This is a genomic window from Dyadobacter subterraneus (assembly GCF_015221875.1).
Taxonomy (GTDB): Bacteria; Bacteroidota; Bacteroidia; order Cytophagales; family Spirosomataceae; genus Dyadobacter; species Dyadobacter subterraneus.
Map to the genome: position 1 here is coordinate 5,111,905 of NZ_JACYGY010000001.1, position 14,848 is coordinate 5,126,752.

Consider the following 14,848-nt stretch of genomic DNA (forward strand, 5'->3'; position numbering starts at 1 on the left):
CATACCAAATCCCGCCGCTTCGGGATATTAAATACATCCGGAATATTATTGAATTGAGTATTATAATGAAATATAAATTTCTTTTTGCCGCATTTTTTATCATTTCCAACATCTCTTTTGCTCAGACAAAAGATAAGTCAACATTGGATTCGGACACTGCAAGCAGGGAACTGAACGAAGTTACAATCAGCTCCAAATATTATCAACGCTATAAAATCGACAACGTTTCTGGTTCTTTAAAATTAAATCAGGCACTACTTTCAGTTCCGCAAAATATCCAGGAAATCGACAAAAGTATTATTCGGGATCAGCAGGCGATCAATGTTAATGAAAGCGTAACCCGAAATGTCAGCGGTGCCATTCGTAACAATACCGCCGATTTTTATGGACCACTGATTTTCATGCGCGGAGCCGGAATCAGTACGCTGAGAAACGGGATGGATATTACCATGATCTATTACGGACCACTGCCGGAAGATGCTTCGATCATTGACCGCATGGAATTTATTAAAGGCCCTGCCGGCTTTATGAACTCAATTGGTGATCCTGCCGGCTCATTTAATATTGTTACAAAAAATCCCACCGGTATCCGCTCAAATAATATCAGCTTCACAGCCGGGAGTTTTAATCTTTACCGTTTGACCGGTGATTTTGATGGAAGTTTTGGCAAAAATAAAAAGTGGCAGTATCGACTAAATGTAGCCGGACAAAAAGCACAATCATTTCAGAAGTTTGCTTTTAATGACAAGGTTGTGGTGCAGCCCGTAATTCGTTACAATATCAACAGTAAATCATCACTGACTGCGGAATATATTTATGGCAAACAAAGTTTTCAGCAATATCTGGTCACTGTATTTTCTCCATATGGTTTTGGTTCGCTTCCACGCGATTTCAGCATTACCGATCCTAATAAAAAACCGGCTCAGGCTAATGAGAACAACGGTTTTCTAACTTATCGAAGTCAATTGAGTGAAAAATGGCAGTTCACCGCGAAGGCCACCTATGCCAGAAGTCACCTGGATGGAAATTACTTTTTTGTCTCAGCTTATAACAAAGCAACACCAAATTTGATCCAGAGAAGACTGACTTATGAGCGCTTTAATTCAAGTGTTTACGCTTTACAGACTTTCGTCAACGGACAGTTCTCAACAGGTGCGATCACACATAATGTATTGGCCAGTTTTGACTACAACCGTAAAAATTTCCTGGGTTATGCAGGTTATAATGATCCAAAAGCAAATCCGGCACTATATCCTTTGGATGCTTTAAATCCGGTTTACGGTATCACTTTTGATTCGAATGAAAAGACTGGAAAGCTTTCGGATATTGCTACAAATAAACAGTACATCCAGTATTATGCAGGGTATGTTCAGGATGAATTAAATCTTCTGAATGATAAGTTGAGAATTACGTTGGCCGCAAGACTGACTTCTTCAAAAAACAGCGTTTCACTTCCTAAACCAACGAGTGTTTCTGATGTTGTTGTTACGCCAAGGATAGGTTTGAGTTATTCAGTAGTGAAGGATTTGTCGGTTTATGGACTTTTGGATCATACCTATACGCCGCAAAGCGGAATAAGTGCTGCCGGCGGTGTTTTTGAACCATTAAAAGGAAAAAATCTTGAAGCAGGTCTTAAAAAAGATTGGGCGGATGGAAAATGGAATACGTCGGTTTCGGTTTACCAGATTACCCGCGACAATATTATCGTGACCGATCCGAATAACAATAATTTCCAGTCGCAGATCGGACAAACCAAATCAAAAGGTGTTGAATTTGACCTGAAAGGAGAAATTTTCAAAGGCCTGAATACTGTGATCAATTATGCTTACACGGATTCTTACATATCAAAAGATGCAAACGAAAGCAATGTTGGGCTTCCATCACCTTACTTGGTAAAACACATTCAAAATACCTGGCTGAATTATAAGTTGCCTGTTAAAAAATTAAACGGACTTTCGGTTTCAGCTGGTTACCAGTTTCAGGCCGGAAGAAAGGGAAGATATTCACAAGACGGAAATTTGCCGATTTCCAATTTATTCAGAGTTGATGGCGGTTTGGGCTGGTCCAATAACCGGATTTCTGTGAATGGAATTGTAAATAATATCTTCAATCGCTTCAATTACGGAAGCGCCTGGACGCGGCCGGTTGGGCTTTTTGCCTACGTTCCTTATGCGCCTAGAGAATACAGAATTACGGTAGGATATAATTTTTAATGCCAAATTTTTAGTTTAATGCTGAAAAGAACCGTTACAAAATGGGCATTTAAAGCGCACGGCTGGCTGGGACTGGCAGCAGGAATATTTTTCCTGCTGTTCGGCCTGACTGGCTCAATCCTTATGTTCAGAACTGAGCTCGATCGGAAAATTCATCCGGAACTTCATGAGCTGGCAGTTGGCAGAAAAACAGCTCCGGTTGATCAGATCTATCGACATTTAGCTGTCCGTTACCCGAACCTGAAAAAGATCGTTTTACACGATTTCCCGGTGAACAGTCGCGATAGCTATGAATTTATGATTTACAAAAACCAGCAGGGAGAAACCGAAGGATATCTCTATTTCGTTTTTGTAGATCCTTACACCGGCAAAATTCTGCACGAAGGAAATTACAGTGCTTTTTCGCCTTCTTTCTTTCGCTGGCTTTATCAGTTTCATTACAGTTTGCAGCTTGGTATGCCCGGGAAATTGTTTTCAGGGATTGTCGGATTGGTGATGGTACTATCCTTAATAACTGGCCTGATTATCTATCGCAAGCACTTTTGGGATGCTTTAAGATTTAAAAATGTATTGAATTTCAAAAACCAGCGGACAGCAGTTTCTTCACTTCACAGAGTTATAGGTGTTTGGGCGATGGTGTTTAATTTGATCTTATTTTTCACCGGTTTCTGGATGAATATGGATTTTTTTATGCCTTCCGGCTGGAAAATAAATCCGCCAATTGTGAATCAAACCGTCGCTGCGAATATGGATTTAGTCATCGATCAGTCAAAAAAAATCAAAGGTTTTTCGCCTATTGCCGTAACAATGCCGACAGTATCCTGACAACCCGTTTTGGTAAGAGGAAAATTTCAAGATACCAGCTGGTTTTTATTTCAGGGAAAAGCAAGCGGGGTCTCATTTGACCCGCAAACAGGAAAATTAATCGGGGTATCAGATATTGCAAAAAAGAGCTTTACGGACCGGCTGGAATGGCAGATATACCAGCTTCACATCGGAAATTTCGGAGGAATTTTTGTGAAAATACTTTATGTGCTTATTGGATTAACACCCGGATTTCTCAGTGTTACAGGAGCCATGCTTTGGTTGAAAAGGAAAAACAAAATCAGACATAAATAAGCCGTTTTAGCAGGAATCTAAATCTGATTATTGCTTTGCCTTTTTTCATCTCTTCCTGCGAGGTAAGCAAATACGTATAATAAGAGTTCCCCGAGAGGAAAAATAAGTGAAAGCACAATAGCCAGTACGGAACCAGCCACAATGGCCAGGCCTTTTGATATTGGATATTGCGGTTCCACCTGTGTTTGAATTCCGGTTTTTTCCTCCATAAAATTTAGTTTGAAAATCAGTACAGATTATATCCGTTATAACTAAACAGGTAATAATACAAAAATTATATGTAATAAAGTCACAATTTAATTAGAATTTGTATATCGAATCAATTATTACAAATAACCAAATTTAAGACAACTCAATAGTCTATAAATTCTATATACATTATATTTACCATTCGTTGTTTTTCCTTATAACGCCGATTGCAAATGCGCAAAAATATTTTATTCAAAATCCTGGCTTGATTCCATTTCAACCTATAAAATAATGAAGAAGACATTTCAAATCACAGGCTTTTTCCTAACCTGTTTTGCCTCGGTTTACTGTATTCAACCTGCTAAACCGAAAACTCCGAAACCTAATGTCATATTTATTCTGGCCGATCAGTGGCGCGCAGAAGCGACTGGTTATGCAGGAAACACGGATGTGAAAACGCCCAATATTGATAAATTAGCCGGGCAAAGTGTCGTTTTTAAAACCGCAGTAGCCACCATGTCTGTCTGTACACCTTATCGTGGATCCTTATTAACCGGACAATATCCATTAAAACATGGTCTATTTTATAACGACAAACCGCTATCCAATAACGCCCTGACCATGGCGGAGATTTTTAAAGAGAATGGATACAAAACAGGATTTATCGGCAAATGGCATGTAAACGGGCATAAAAATGGTGAAGATCCGTTTAGTGCGCGCGACAAACCGGTTACCCGCGACCGTCGTCAGGGGTTTGATTACTGGAAAGTGCGGGAAGTTTCACATGATTACAACAGCTCATTTTATTTTGATGAGAATGATCAGAAACATACCTGGCAAGGATACGATGCATTTTCGCAAACTGACAGTGCCATAGGTTTTATTAAAAAATCCAAAGATTCTCCTTTCCTGCTCGTACTTTCCTGGGGACCGCCACATAATCCGTACAATACCGCGCCCGAAAAATATAAAAAAATGTACGACCCGGCTAAGCTGAAAGTTCGCCCGAACGTTCCTGCCGAATTGCAGGATAGTGCCAGAAATACGCTGGCGAATTATTATGCCCATTGCACCGCTCTGGATGATGCCATGGGAAAATTAATGAAAACGCTGGATGATCAGGGTATTGCAGAAAACACGATTGTTGTATTCACTTCGGATCATGGAGATATGCTGCTTACCCGCGGCGTTTTCAGAAAACAAAGACCTTGGGATGAATCTATTTTGGTGCCTATGCTGATACGTTATCCTGAAAAGCTGGGCAAAAAAAGTATTGTTGTCAACAAGCCGATTGGCACGCCGGATATTTTACCTACGTTGCTGGGATTGTCTCAAATCAAAATCCCGGCGTCCATTGATGGAAAAGATGTATCACAAGGTTTACTTCAACCAAAAAAATACCCCATTGAAGCAGCCCTGATTATGCTTCCGGTACCTTTTCATGAATGGAATTTTACAAATGGAGGCAGAGAATACAGAGGAATACGTACCGACCGATATACTTACGCCCGGAAACTCAACGGGCCATGGCTTTTATATGACAATAAAACGGATCCTTATCAGCAGAATAATCTCGTTAACAAACCGGAATTCAAAACGTTACAGGAAGGTCTGGAAGTTACGCTTTCCAAAAAGCTGAAAGAAAATAACGACACATTTCTTCCTGCTGATTCTTATATGAAATTGTGGAATTACACGTACGATCATAAGGATAGTCTTCGGCCAGCCTCATATTATGCAGAGCTAAAAAAATAAGGATCAAGCCATGATAGCTGTATTCAATATTTAATTTTTCATGTAAAGAAGGTAAGTTTTGCAGAGTTCGCAAAGGTTTGTAATTCTACAAAATTTGCGGACTTTGTTTTGTCTTTGCCGCCTTTGCGTGAAATATTTAAAATGCAGTCAGAAACCAGTGAAGTGTCATGACACCCGCCAATCCGGTTACAGATACCAACGTTTCCATAATGGACCAGGTTTTTAATGTATCAGTCATCGAAACCTGAAAATATTCCCGAAAGAGCCAGAAGCCGGTATCATTCACGTGTGAAAACATCATACTCCCCGCACCAATACTCAGCACCATCAGATTTGGATCCACACCTGTTGAAATAAGCAATGGAGCCATAAATCCGGCAGTTGTGATACCTGACACTGTTGATGACCCGACACAAACGCGGATAAGTGCAGCCATACCCCAGCCCAGAACATAGGGATGCAGCGTCGAATGTTGCATCATATCTGCAATGGATTGATTTACTCCACCATCCGTTAAAACCTGCTTAAACGCACCGGCGCCCCCGAAAATCAGGAAAAGCATGGCTACATCTTTAATGGCATCTGTTAATAAATTTGTTACCTCCTGCATCGATTTCCCTTGTCGTAAACCGAGTGTAAAAGATGCCAGAATTACGGCAAGAAACATGCTTATGACCGGCTCTCCAATAAAAAGCAAAGTCATTTTCAACCAAGATGCTGCTGGTAAAAAAGGGCAGACAATTGCACTGCTGCCAATTAATATGAGTGGAAACAAAAGCGAAAAAAAACTGGTGAAGGTTGACGGCGCTTTGTCAAATTTCATATCCGGGGCAATGAATGCAGGATTTGGCAGATTTGTATACTTTTTTAATGTCAGCCCGAAAAGCGCTCCTGATACTAATATGGCAGGTATTGAAATAATGATCCCGTAAAAAAGTGTTGTGCCCATGGATGCATCGAATTGTTTCAGGATTGCCAACGGAGCCGGGTGAGGTGGCAAAAATCCTTGTGTAACGGACAAAGATGCCAGCATAGGCAAACCAATATAGAGCGCAGGCAACTTGTATCGATATGCAACTGTGATCACGACCGGCGTCAATAACATAAATCCAACAGAATAGAATAAGGGCAAGCCTACAATAAAACCGGTTAGCATAAATGCCCACCGCGCATTTGAAGTTCCGACCAGTTCAATCAATTTAAAAGCAATACGCTCAGCGGCACCACTTTGCGCGACCAGTTTACCGAGCATAGCTCCCAATGCAATGATAGCCGTAATTGATCCCAATGTTCCACCAATTCCTTTTTGAATGGAATCCACAATTGTGGCGCCGGGAAGTCCTAACGCCAGGCCGACACCCACTGTTACAGCCAGAAAAGACAGAAAGGTATTTAACCGAACGACAGAAATAAGCGCGATCAGCGCTAAAATCCCAATTAGAGTAACCGTTAAAGCCATTCGTTTATTTTAAACCGTCCAGTGATCTGTTTTAGTAGATAACAAGCCGGGAAACCCAATTAATCTACTTGCCAAAAACATGGGAAAGGATATTCAAATATTGAAATAGTATCTAAAATCCTTTGTCAGCTGCAATTTCCCTGATAATCATCTTATGGCTTCACAAAACTCACTGGATCGTCAAATTTAAATAGCTCGAACTTTTTCGACTGCGTTACAACAAAAAAGTCATTGCAAATTAACTCCGCAATGGCTTTGAAGAATATATATTAAGTTTCTCAATAATGTTGTCTGCGATGCTCTCTATATTCATTCTTATGTCTTTCCTTACTGTAACGCCGATGATTGGTGCACAACTGAATAAAACGAGGTTTAATTACAATAACCCCGAATCAAACGCTCCAAATATTATACCAACTCAGTCTTTCCTAAGATCTATCACAAATAATTACTCTTCTATCCTAAATTATTACCCTGATCCGTTAAATAATCTGTGCAAATTTTGACCATACCGTTCTTTTTTTCAAACTTATGCAGATGAAAAACACTCCTGATCATTCGAGAAATTTATGAAAAGGTAGTGATTGAACACGCCGGCAATGGCTCACAACATAAAATATCATGGAATCCGACAAATTTAAAGTTACCATACACATGGTTTCAAGTCTGGATGGCATCATTGCCAAAAAAGACAATAGTACTGCGTGGTTTGAGACATCAAGCAATTACGAGAACGGTGTTTCAGGAGAAGATCCGGAAGAATTTCTGAAGACAATAGGTTGTTATATAATGGGCTCCCGTACTTACGAACACGCTCTGGAACTTTCCAAATCTTACGGGTGGGCCTATGGCGACAAACCTACCATAGTGATAACCAGCAGAAAGCTGCCTGTCGAAAGAGAGAATATTGAATTTTATGCTGGTGATTTGAACAAACTGGTGGATGAAATTCTAAAACCAAACTATAAGAATGTCTGGGTTGTGGGCGGCGCAATGCTTGCCAAAGAATTTATTCGCTTAAAATTAACAGATGAAATAAGAGTATCCGTTTTGCCGATTATTTTGGGTGATGAGTTATCATTTTTTGACAAAATAGGGCAAGAACAGCCTTTGCATCTAAAAGACGTTACAACTTATAAAAATGGTATGACAGAACTCTGGTACGAGATAAAAAAAGAGAGTTAAGGTGTAATGCACACTCTGCATTTCTTACACCTTAACTCTCTTATTATTAACAAATTCTGGCTTATTTTATCCGTTTTGCAACTGCGTCAAACATACCCAACAAACTGCCTTTAAGATTATCATCGTCCACTTTTTTAAGGTTGATCGTCACGTCGTAGCCTTGTGCGTTAAACGCGAGATCCAGTAAATCTGCACTTTCATCAACAGTAACAGGAACCTTTTCAGCGGATGGTTCGGCCGGATTTGACATTTGTCCGGTCAGTTTGCCATCTGTTCGCACCAAATCCACAATCATTTTTGAATCACCATTTGGTGTCCCAATTACTGTTACTTCCCATTTTCCGGCAAAGAAATCAGCCGGGGCCGTAGTTTGGGAATTGCTGTTAAACACAACACACAGCATTAATAAAAGGCAGATTAAGTTTAATTTTCTCATCATTCTACATGTTAAAAGTGATATTGAACAGTTAATTAAATTGCTGATTTGAATTCTCTTTAACCTCTTCTACAACCTTGCAAAGCCTTTAATACTTTACCAGCCAGTAATTCAGGAATATCATTTTAGATAATGATGATCAAAAGTATCAATTATTTTATTATTGTCTAATATTTAGACAATAAATATTTTTATGTTTTAAATTTGTATTATGCAAAATGGTTAATATTTATTCCTTTTTGAATATTTCTACCTGGGGACTGCGATTATGATTCAGATAATTTTCAATCTCTGCTTAACAGAAAGCAGTAATTTCGTTACTTCTACAAAATCAATAAAGTATGCATAATCCAAGTCAACAGAATTTCATTCAACAACTCTCTATTGATTGTGTCATATTTGGATATCATGCAAAGCAGCTTCAGGTATTAGTCAACAAACTCAACTTTAAAGGAAATTTTCAGGCACTTCCCGGGGGCTTTGTATATCAGAATGAAGATATTGATAAAGCCGCCAATAGGATTCTTCAGGAGCGCACAGGGTTGAGTAATATCTATCTTGATCAGTTTTATGTTTTCGGAAGTGCATCTAGGAATAATCTTGATTTCATCGACGAGTTAATTGCATCTAACCCGCAAATGTCTGTTGGGAGTAAGCAAGACAAAGAAGAGTACGACTGGTTCACCAAAAGATTTATTTCAATAGGATATTACGCGCTGGTTGATATTAATAAGGTAGTTCCCCAAAAAACAGATCTTGATGAGTCAATTCAATGGTACAACATAAAAGATCTGCCGGCTATGATCATCGACCACAATATTATTGTAGCCAAAGCGCTCGATAGTCTCAGGCTAAATCTGGATGAAAAACTCCTGGCATTTAACCTGCTTTCAGAAACTTTTACAATGAAGGAAGCACAAGAACTCTACGAATCCATTTTTGATAAACCTTTCGCCAGAAATAACTTCCAGAAAAAAATTCTGGATCTAAACGTTTTAGAGCGACTTGAAAAAAAATTCACTGGCGCAGCTAATAAAGCTCCCTTTTTATATCGGATAAAAAAGTAATGAGAAACTCTGCGTTATTATCAATGGTATCATTTTTGAGCTATTAAAATAATTAGTCTTAAAGCTTGCAAAACAGAAATCTGAATTAACGTGTATATGAATAGTGAAATTAAAAAGGTACTCGTGTCAGGAGCAAGCATTGCTGGCCCAACATTAGCATTTTGGCTGGCGAAATATGGTTTTGATGTGACAATCGTGGAACGTTCAAAATCAATAAGATTAGGCGGACAGAACCTTGATGTAAGAGGTGCAGGCCGCGCCATTGCAAGGATGATGGGTATAGAAAATGAAATCCTGGCAGCAAATACCGGAGAAATAGGATTACAATTTGTTAGCAGCGACAACAAAGTTCAAGCTGCATTTCCAAGCGACGGAGCCGACAGCTTTACCAGCGAAGCCGAAATCTTACGGGGCGATTTGGTCAATATACTCTACAACAGCACAAAAGATAATGTAAAGTATATTTTTGGTAAATATATCACAGCGGTCGACCAGTCTGATAACAAGATTAAAGCAACATACAGCGATGGCGAATCAGAAGTTTTTGATCTGCTCATTGCTGCCGATGGCGTCAGATCTACGACACGGCAGTTAATTTTTGGCGATGAGTCGCAGATTAAATTTGTAGGACTTTATAATGCGTGGTACACAATTCCTAAAAAAGAAACAGATACAAAATGGGCGCGCTGGTACACGGCTCCGGGATCAAGGGTCATGATGATCCGCCCGGATAATCATGGTACCGTACGCGCATCATTCAGTTTCCTTTCCTCTGAGCCAGGTTATCAAAAGCTATCCAATAGCGAGCAGAAGAAAATTTTGAAAGAGAAACTGTCAGGTGCCGGCTGGGAAGCGGTCCGTCTGGCGGAAGAGATTGAAAAAAATGACGATGTATATTTTGACGGCATCAGTCAGGTACATGCACCAAGATGGTTCAACGGGCGGGCAGGCATGATCGGTGATGCTGCCTATTGCCCTACTCCACTCACAGGCATGGGCACTACCTTAGCCATTGTAGGGGCTTATCTGCTTGCGGGAGAACTTTCCAGACACAACAAACATGAAGATGCATTTGCGGCCTATGAAAAACGCATGCGTCCTTTTGTAGAAGACATTCAACGCCTGCCACCAGGAGTTCCCTGGCTTGCACATCCTAAATCAAAATTTGGCGTGGCCGTGGTTAATACGGTAGCTGGTATTCTGGCAAGCAGCCCAGTGAAAAAAATCAGCAAATTATTTAGCAGCAAGGAAGAAGATGTTACAAAAGATAAAATAGAGTTGCCGGATTTCCGTCATCAGTAATGTATTGTACTTAACTAATAGTATAAAGGCATACCCCCATTACTAAAACGTAATTATGATCTCCAGAGATTTCAGATTGAAAACAAAAAAAGCTCAGATTTCTCTGAGCTTTTTGCGGTCTGGACGGGACTCGAACCCGCGACCCCATGCGTGACAGGCATGTATTCTAACCAACTGAACTACCAAACCAATAGCTTCAATCTTTCAATAAACTTGGCGGTCTGGACGGGACTCGAACCCGCGACCCCATGCGTGACAGGCATGTATTCTAACCAACTGAACTACCAAACCAAGTTATTTTCGCCCGTCGTTCCGGGTTATTGTGGTGCAAAACTAGTATTATTATTCTTGATTGCAATACGTTTGACAAATAAATGTTGTTTAATTTGCAAATAAAAATTCTAAAAAACAAATTCATTCTGGCTATCAAATAGTTGCAGCTTAAAAAAATGACACAAATAAAAGACGTTATTCATCAGCTAGAAAAACTTGCGCCTTCCTCTTACCAGGAAAGTTATGATAATGCCGGATTACTGGTCGGTTCACCTCTCACTTTGGTAACAGGGGTACTTTTTTCATTAGATACCACGGAAGAAGTCATCCAGGAAGCAATTGAAAAGAATTGTAATCTTATTGTGGCCCACCACCCGATTGTATTTAAAGGCTTAAAAAGATTAAATGGCAGCAACTATGTAGAAAGAACGGTTATCAAAGCCATCAAAAATGATATTGCCATTTATGCAATCCATACCAATCTTGATCATGTTGTTGATGGTGTTAACTGGAAAATTGCAGAAAAACTTGGTTTGGCCAATGTAAAAGTGCTGTCTCCCAAAAAACAATTACTGACAAAACTTACTTTTTTCACTCCTGTTGAAAATACGCAAACTATTTTAGACGCAATGTTTGCAGCCGGCGCAGGAGAAATCGGTCAATATAAAAATTGCAGTTTTCGCACCGAAGGGATTGGTACTTTTCAACCTGGTCAATCATCAAATCCTGCTATTGGCACAAAAGGAAAAGATGAACAAGTGACGGAAAACAGGATTGAAGTAATGTTCCCTTCTTATATGCAATCCACCATTTTGAAAATCATGAAGGAAAATCATCCTTATGAAGAAGTGGCCTATTACCTTCAAAATCTGGAAAATGAGAACCAGGAAGTAGGTGCTGGTGCGGTTGGAGATCTTCCGGAAGCGATGGAACCGGAAGAGTTTTTACAATTTCTGAAAAACCAAATGCAGACGCCGGTTGTTAAACATACGGTACCATTAAATAAAAAAATTCAAAGAATTGCTGTTTGCGGAGGCGCCGGGAGTTTTCTTTTATCTGATGCGATTAGAGCCAAAGCAGACGTTTTTGTTACCGCTGATTATAAATATCATGAATTTTTTGATGCCGATAATCGCATCATGATCTGCGATATCGGGCATTTTGAAAGCGAAGTATTTACGAAAGATTTATTATACAACTATTTATCAGGAATTTTTAGTAATTTCGCACTCTGTTTGTCAGACGTCAATACTAATCCGGTACGATATTTTGTTTAGAAATAAGTTTTTGAGCAAGTTAGTATCAAAATAGTGAGAAGAAGAGATTCAGCCTTATAGTCCCACTCATATAATACGCATTGAAACAAGTCCATTAAAGACATACATGGAAAACACAATCGCACAAAAATTAGACGCTCTCCTGAAACTTCAGGAAATTGATTCAAGCCTGGACGAAATCAGAAAGACCCGTGGCGATCTTCCCGAAGAAGTTAGAGATCTGGAAGACGAAATCATCGGTTTTGAAACAAGAATAGGAAAATTCAAAAGCGAAATCGCTGCACTTAATGCAGAAATCGATAGCTTTAAAAATGCCCAGAAGGATGGCGAAAAACTGATCAAAAAATACAAAGATCAGCAAATGAATGTTCGTAACAACCGCGAATATGATGCTATCACGAAGGAAATTGAATTGCAGGAACTTGATATGCAATTGGCCGACAAGAAAATCAACGAAGCCAAAGCACGTATCAGATTGATCGAAGATGACGCCAACCGTGCAGAATCTACGCTTAATGAAAGAAATGAAGATTTGAAAGCCAAAAAAGGTGAACTTTCTTTAATCACAAGCGAAAGCGAAGCTGAGGAAAAAGGACTTTTGGCGGAACGTGAAAAACATATTAAAAAAATCGAAGAGCGTTTGTTGAAATCGTATCAAAAAATACGTGACAATTCGATGAACGGTCTTGCAGTTGTACACGTATCACGTGGCGCCTGCGGAGGATGTTTCAGCATCGTTCCTCCTCAAAGACAAGCAGATATCCGTGAACGCAAAAAACTTATCGTTTGCGAACACTGCGGAAGAATTCTTGCCGATGTGGAAAGCGTTGAGCCTGTTCACCAACGCCGCTAGGTTTTAGAAAATTATAATATTAGAAGGTTGCCTTTTTCAGGCAACCTTTTTTTGTGCTTTTGATTTAATAGATTTCAGGTCAAATAGTACTGGATAACTTTCTCTTCTTAAATTTGCAGAACCAGCTCTAATTTTCTCCGACCATAATCCAGTGAAAGAATATATAATCGTTAGTAAGTTAAGATCGCAATTTTCAGTTAATCTTTTTCTAATTACTATACTGTTTCTGAGTAGCTTACAAATAAAAGCTGCGAACTATCACGATGTTCGTTTTACTCCGAAATTGCAAAAGGCCTATTTTGAAATTCAAAAATTAAAAATTGAACCGGCCCGTGCATTAATAGATGAAGAAAGAAAAGCAGATCCGGAAAATGCTTTTATCACCTATCTCGACAATTATGCCGATTTGCATTATCTCCTGATTTCAGAAGATAAGAATGCATTTAAAGAATGGAGTAAAAAAGAAGACAGCCGCTTGCTGGATCTGACCAAACTTTCAAATTCTTCACCCTACAAACGTTTTTTCCAGGCCGAAATCAGAATGCACTGGGCGTTTATTAAAATGAAATTCGGAAATGAAGTAAGTGCTTCCTGGGATATCATCAAGGCTTATCATTTATTACAGGATAACAGGAAAAAATTCCCGGCATTTAATCCTACCCTAAAATCGCTCGGACTTTTACATGTATTAATTGGTTCTGTTCCTGATAATTATACCTGGGTAACCAAAATACTTGGTTTGAAAGGAAATATAAAACTGGGTATTGAAGAAATACAGTTTGTAGAAAAAGAAGAGCCATTTTTCAAACAGGAAGCGCAGTTGATTGATCTTCTTCTGCACGCTTATACTTTGCAGCTGAGTGATTCCCAAAGAGCGCTAATCCAGCAATTACCGAAAAATCAGCCTGATAATCTGCTTCTTCACTTTTTCGCTACGACAATTTTAATGAAAGAAGGCAGAAGTGAGGACGCGCTTTATTACCTTAATTATGCGCCCAATGGTGAAGACTATTTACCATTTCCCTTTCTGGATTACTTACGGGGAGAAATTGCTTTACAAAAAGGAAAATATGATATCGCGTTTTTCTTTTATTCCAAATTTCAACAGAAATATAAAGGTGTCAATTTTATTAAAGACAGCAATTTAAAACTCTTCATGAGCCGCTGGCTCGCTGACCGTGATTCCGATGCTATTCAATATATAAAGCTGGCAGGAAGCAAAGGAAGTACTATTGTTGAAGGCGATAAATTTGCACAGCGTTTGTCCGAAGAATATGCAGACGGGAAAATATTGCCTGATCAGAAAATTCTTTACAAAGCCCGTTACTCAACCGACGGCGGGTATTTGACGGAAGCCTGGAATTTTATTGATAATTATACCGAAAAATCATTCACTACGCCAAGCGACAAAGCAGAACTAAATTACCGGAAAGGCAGGATTCTTCAAAAAATGAATCAGGTCGACCGCGCCATGCCCTATTACGATCGTGCGATATTTCTAAGTCAGGGAACATCACTGACATTTGGTCCTTCCGCCGCTTTGCAAATGGGTTACATTGCCCGCGACAAAAAGAATAATACTTTGGCTATCAGCTATTTCAAAAAAGCCATGTCTTATAAAAAACATGAATACAAAAATAGTATTGATAACAAGGCAAAAGCTGCGCTGACGGAATTGGGTGAATAAAGAAAATCACCGTTAACTTTCTGCATGACCAAA

General features: G+C 39.3%; 13 protein-coding genes and 2 tRNA genes. 10 read left to right on the forward strand and 5 right to left on the reverse strand.

Going from position 1 to position 14,848, the window contains the following annotated elements; genetic code table 11:
• Nucleotides 1–65: 65 nt before the first annotated feature.
• Genes IEE83_RS21420 through IEE83_RS21430 form a run of 3 tightly spaced genes read left to right on the forward strand, consistent with a single transcriptional unit; the run spans nt 66 to nt 3,332 of the window.
• Entirely contained in the window at nt 66–2,213 is a 2,148-nt protein-coding gene (locus IEE83_RS21420; RefSeq protein ID WP_194122540.1) for a TonB-dependent siderophore receptor, read from the forward strand.
• Nucleotides 2,214–2,231: 18 nt separating this feature from the next.
• Complete coding sequence (locus tag IEE83_RS21425; RefSeq protein ID WP_194122541.1) at nt 2,232–3,038, forward strand: PepSY-associated TM helix domain-containing protein; 807 nt, start codon at nt 2,232–2,234, stop codon at nt 3,036–3,038.
• A gap of 9 nt (nt 3,039–3,047) precedes the next feature.
• A complete protein-coding gene (locus tag IEE83_RS21430; RefSeq protein WP_194122542.1) occupies nt 3,048–3,332 on the forward strand; it encodes a PepSY domain-containing protein in 285 nt (94 codons plus the stop codon).
• A gap of 17 nt (nt 3,333–3,349) precedes the next feature.
• Here the strand turns inward: IEE83_RS21430 and IEE83_RS21435 are convergent, their stop codons facing one another.
• Entirely contained in the window at nt 3,350–3,541 is a 192-nt protein-coding gene (locus IEE83_RS21435; protein ID WP_194122543.1) for a hypothetical protein, read from the reverse strand.
• Nucleotides 3,542–3,812: 271 nt separating this feature from the next.
• Here IEE83_RS21435 and IEE83_RS21440 point away from each other — a divergent pair, with 271 nt between their 5' ends.
• Nucleotides 3,813–5,276: a sulfatase family protein gene (locus IEE83_RS21440; protein WP_194122544.1), complete on the forward strand. Its 1,464-nt coding sequence runs from the start codon at nt 3,813–3,815 to the stop codon at nt 5,274–5,276.
• Nucleotides 5,277–5,412: 136 nt separating this feature from the next.
• Here IEE83_RS21440 and IEE83_RS21445 read toward each other — a convergent pair whose 3' ends face one another.
• Nucleotides 5,413–6,735 (reverse strand): gluconate:H+ symporter, encoded by a 1,323-nt coding sequence (locus tag IEE83_RS21445; RefSeq protein ID WP_194122545.1) that lies wholly within the window; start codon nt 6,733–6,735, stop codon nt 5,413–5,415.
• 621 nt (nt 6,736–7,356) lie between these two features.
• Between IEE83_RS21445 and IEE83_RS21450 the strand changes: the two genes are divergently transcribed.
• Nucleotides 7,357–7,920, forward strand: coding sequence for a dihydrofolate reductase family protein (locus IEE83_RS21450; RefSeq protein WP_194122546.1), 564 nt, complete (start codon nt 7,357–7,359; stop codon nt 7,918–7,920).
• Nucleotides 7,921–7,981: 61 nt separating this feature from the next.
• On the opposite strand, the gene IEE83_RS21455 is transcribed toward IEE83_RS21450, so the two are convergent.
• Nucleotides 7,982–8,359 carry a hypothetical protein gene (locus tag IEE83_RS21455; RefSeq protein WP_194122547.1) on the reverse strand — a complete coding sequence of 126 codons (378 nt, stop codon included), beginning with the start codon at nt 8,357–8,359 and terminating at the stop codon, nt 7,982–7,984.
• Between the two features lie 338 nt (nt 8,360–8,697).
• Between IEE83_RS21455 and IEE83_RS21460 the strand changes: the two genes are divergently transcribed.
• Both IEE83_RS21460 and IEE83_RS21465 read left to right on the forward strand, forming a co-directional pair.
• Nucleotides 8,698–9,423 (forward strand): NUDIX hydrolase, encoded by a 726-nt coding sequence (locus IEE83_RS21460; RefSeq protein WP_194122548.1) that lies wholly within the window; start codon nt 8,698–8,700, stop codon nt 9,421–9,423.
• 96 nt (nt 9,424–9,519) lie between these two features.
• Entirely contained in the window at nt 9,520–10,725 is a 1,206-nt protein-coding gene (locus IEE83_RS21465) for an FAD-dependent monooxygenase (RefSeq protein WP_194122549.1), read from the forward strand.
• A 115-nt stretch (nt 10,726–10,840) separates the two neighbouring features.
• Here IEE83_RS21465 and IEE83_RS21470 read toward each other — a convergent pair.
• Together IEE83_RS21470 and IEE83_RS21475 are read right to left on the reverse strand one after the other, a co-directional pair.
• Nucleotides 10,841–10,914, reverse strand: a tRNA-Asp gene (locus IEE83_RS21470).
• A gap of 25 nt (nt 10,915–10,939) precedes the next feature.
• Nucleotides 10,940–11,016 (reverse strand) — tRNA-Asp (locus IEE83_RS21475).
• 158 nt (nt 11,017–11,174) lie between these two features.
• Between IEE83_RS21475 and IEE83_RS21480 the strand changes: the two genes are divergently transcribed.
• The 3 genes from IEE83_RS21480 to IEE83_RS21490 all read left to right on the forward strand — a co-directional run bounded on the left by IEE83_RS21480 (nt 11,175) and on the right by IEE83_RS21490 (nt 14,815).
• Nucleotides 11,175–12,275, forward strand: coding sequence for a Nif3-like dinuclear metal center hexameric protein (locus tag IEE83_RS21480; RefSeq protein ID WP_194122550.1), 1,101 nt, complete (start codon nt 11,175–11,177; stop codon nt 12,273–12,275).
• A gap of 106 nt (nt 12,276–12,381) precedes the next feature.
• On the forward strand, nt 12,382–13,128 hold the full coding sequence (locus IEE83_RS21485; RefSeq protein ID WP_194122551.1) for a zinc ribbon domain-containing protein: 747 nt from the start codon (nt 12,382–12,384) through the stop codon (nt 13,126–13,128).
• Between the two features lie 283 nt (nt 13,129–13,411).
• The gene (locus IEE83_RS21490) at nt 13,412–14,815 is read left to right on the forward strand and encodes a hypothetical protein (protein WP_228101922.1); all 1,404 of its coding nucleotides are present in this window, start codon (nt 13,412–13,414) and stop codon (nt 14,813–14,815) included.
• Nucleotides 14,816–14,848 lie beyond the last annotated feature (33 nt).

Bases quoted from the DNA above. Each gene is read 5' to 3' on its own strand.
- IEE83_RS21420 (WP_194122540.1), top strand. From the start codon at position 66: ATGAAATATAAATTTCTTTTTGCCGCATTTTTTATCATTTCCAACATC.
- IEE83_RS21425 (WP_194122541.1), top strand. From the start codon at position 2,232: ATGCTGAAAAGAACCGTTACAAAATGGGCATTTAAAGCGCACGGCTGG.
- IEE83_RS21435 (WP_194122543.1), bottom strand. From the start codon at position 3,541: ATGGAGGAAAAAACCGGAATTCAAACACAGGTGGAACCGCAATATCCA.
- IEE83_RS21440 (WP_194122544.1), top strand. From the start codon at position 3,813: ATGAAGAAGACATTTCAAATCACAGGCTTTTTCCTAACCTGTTTTGCC.
- IEE83_RS21445 (WP_194122545.1), bottom strand. From the start codon at position 6,735: ATGGCTTTAACGGTTACTCTAATTGGGATTTTAGCGCTGATCGCGCTT.
- IEE83_RS21450 (WP_194122546.1), top strand. From the start codon at position 7,357: ATGGAATCCGACAAATTTAAAGTTACCATACACATGGTTTCAAGTCTG.
- IEE83_RS21455 (WP_194122547.1), bottom strand. From the start codon at position 8,359: ATGATGAGAAAATTAAACTTAATCTGCCTTTTATTAATGCTGTGTGTT.
- IEE83_RS21460 (WP_194122548.1), top strand. From the start codon at position 8,698: ATGCATAATCCAAGTCAACAGAATTTCATTCAACAACTCTCTATTGAT.
- IEE83_RS21465 (WP_194122549.1), top strand. From the start codon at position 9,520: ATGAATAGTGAAATTAAAAAGGTACTCGTGTCAGGAGCAAGCATTGCT.
- IEE83_RS21480 (WP_194122550.1), top strand. From the start codon at position 11,175: ATGACACAAATAAAAGACGTTATTCATCAGCTAGAAAAACTTGCGCCT.
- IEE83_RS21485 (WP_194122551.1), top strand. From the start codon at position 12,382: ATGGAAAACACAATCGCACAAAAATTAGACGCTCTCCTGAAACTTCAG.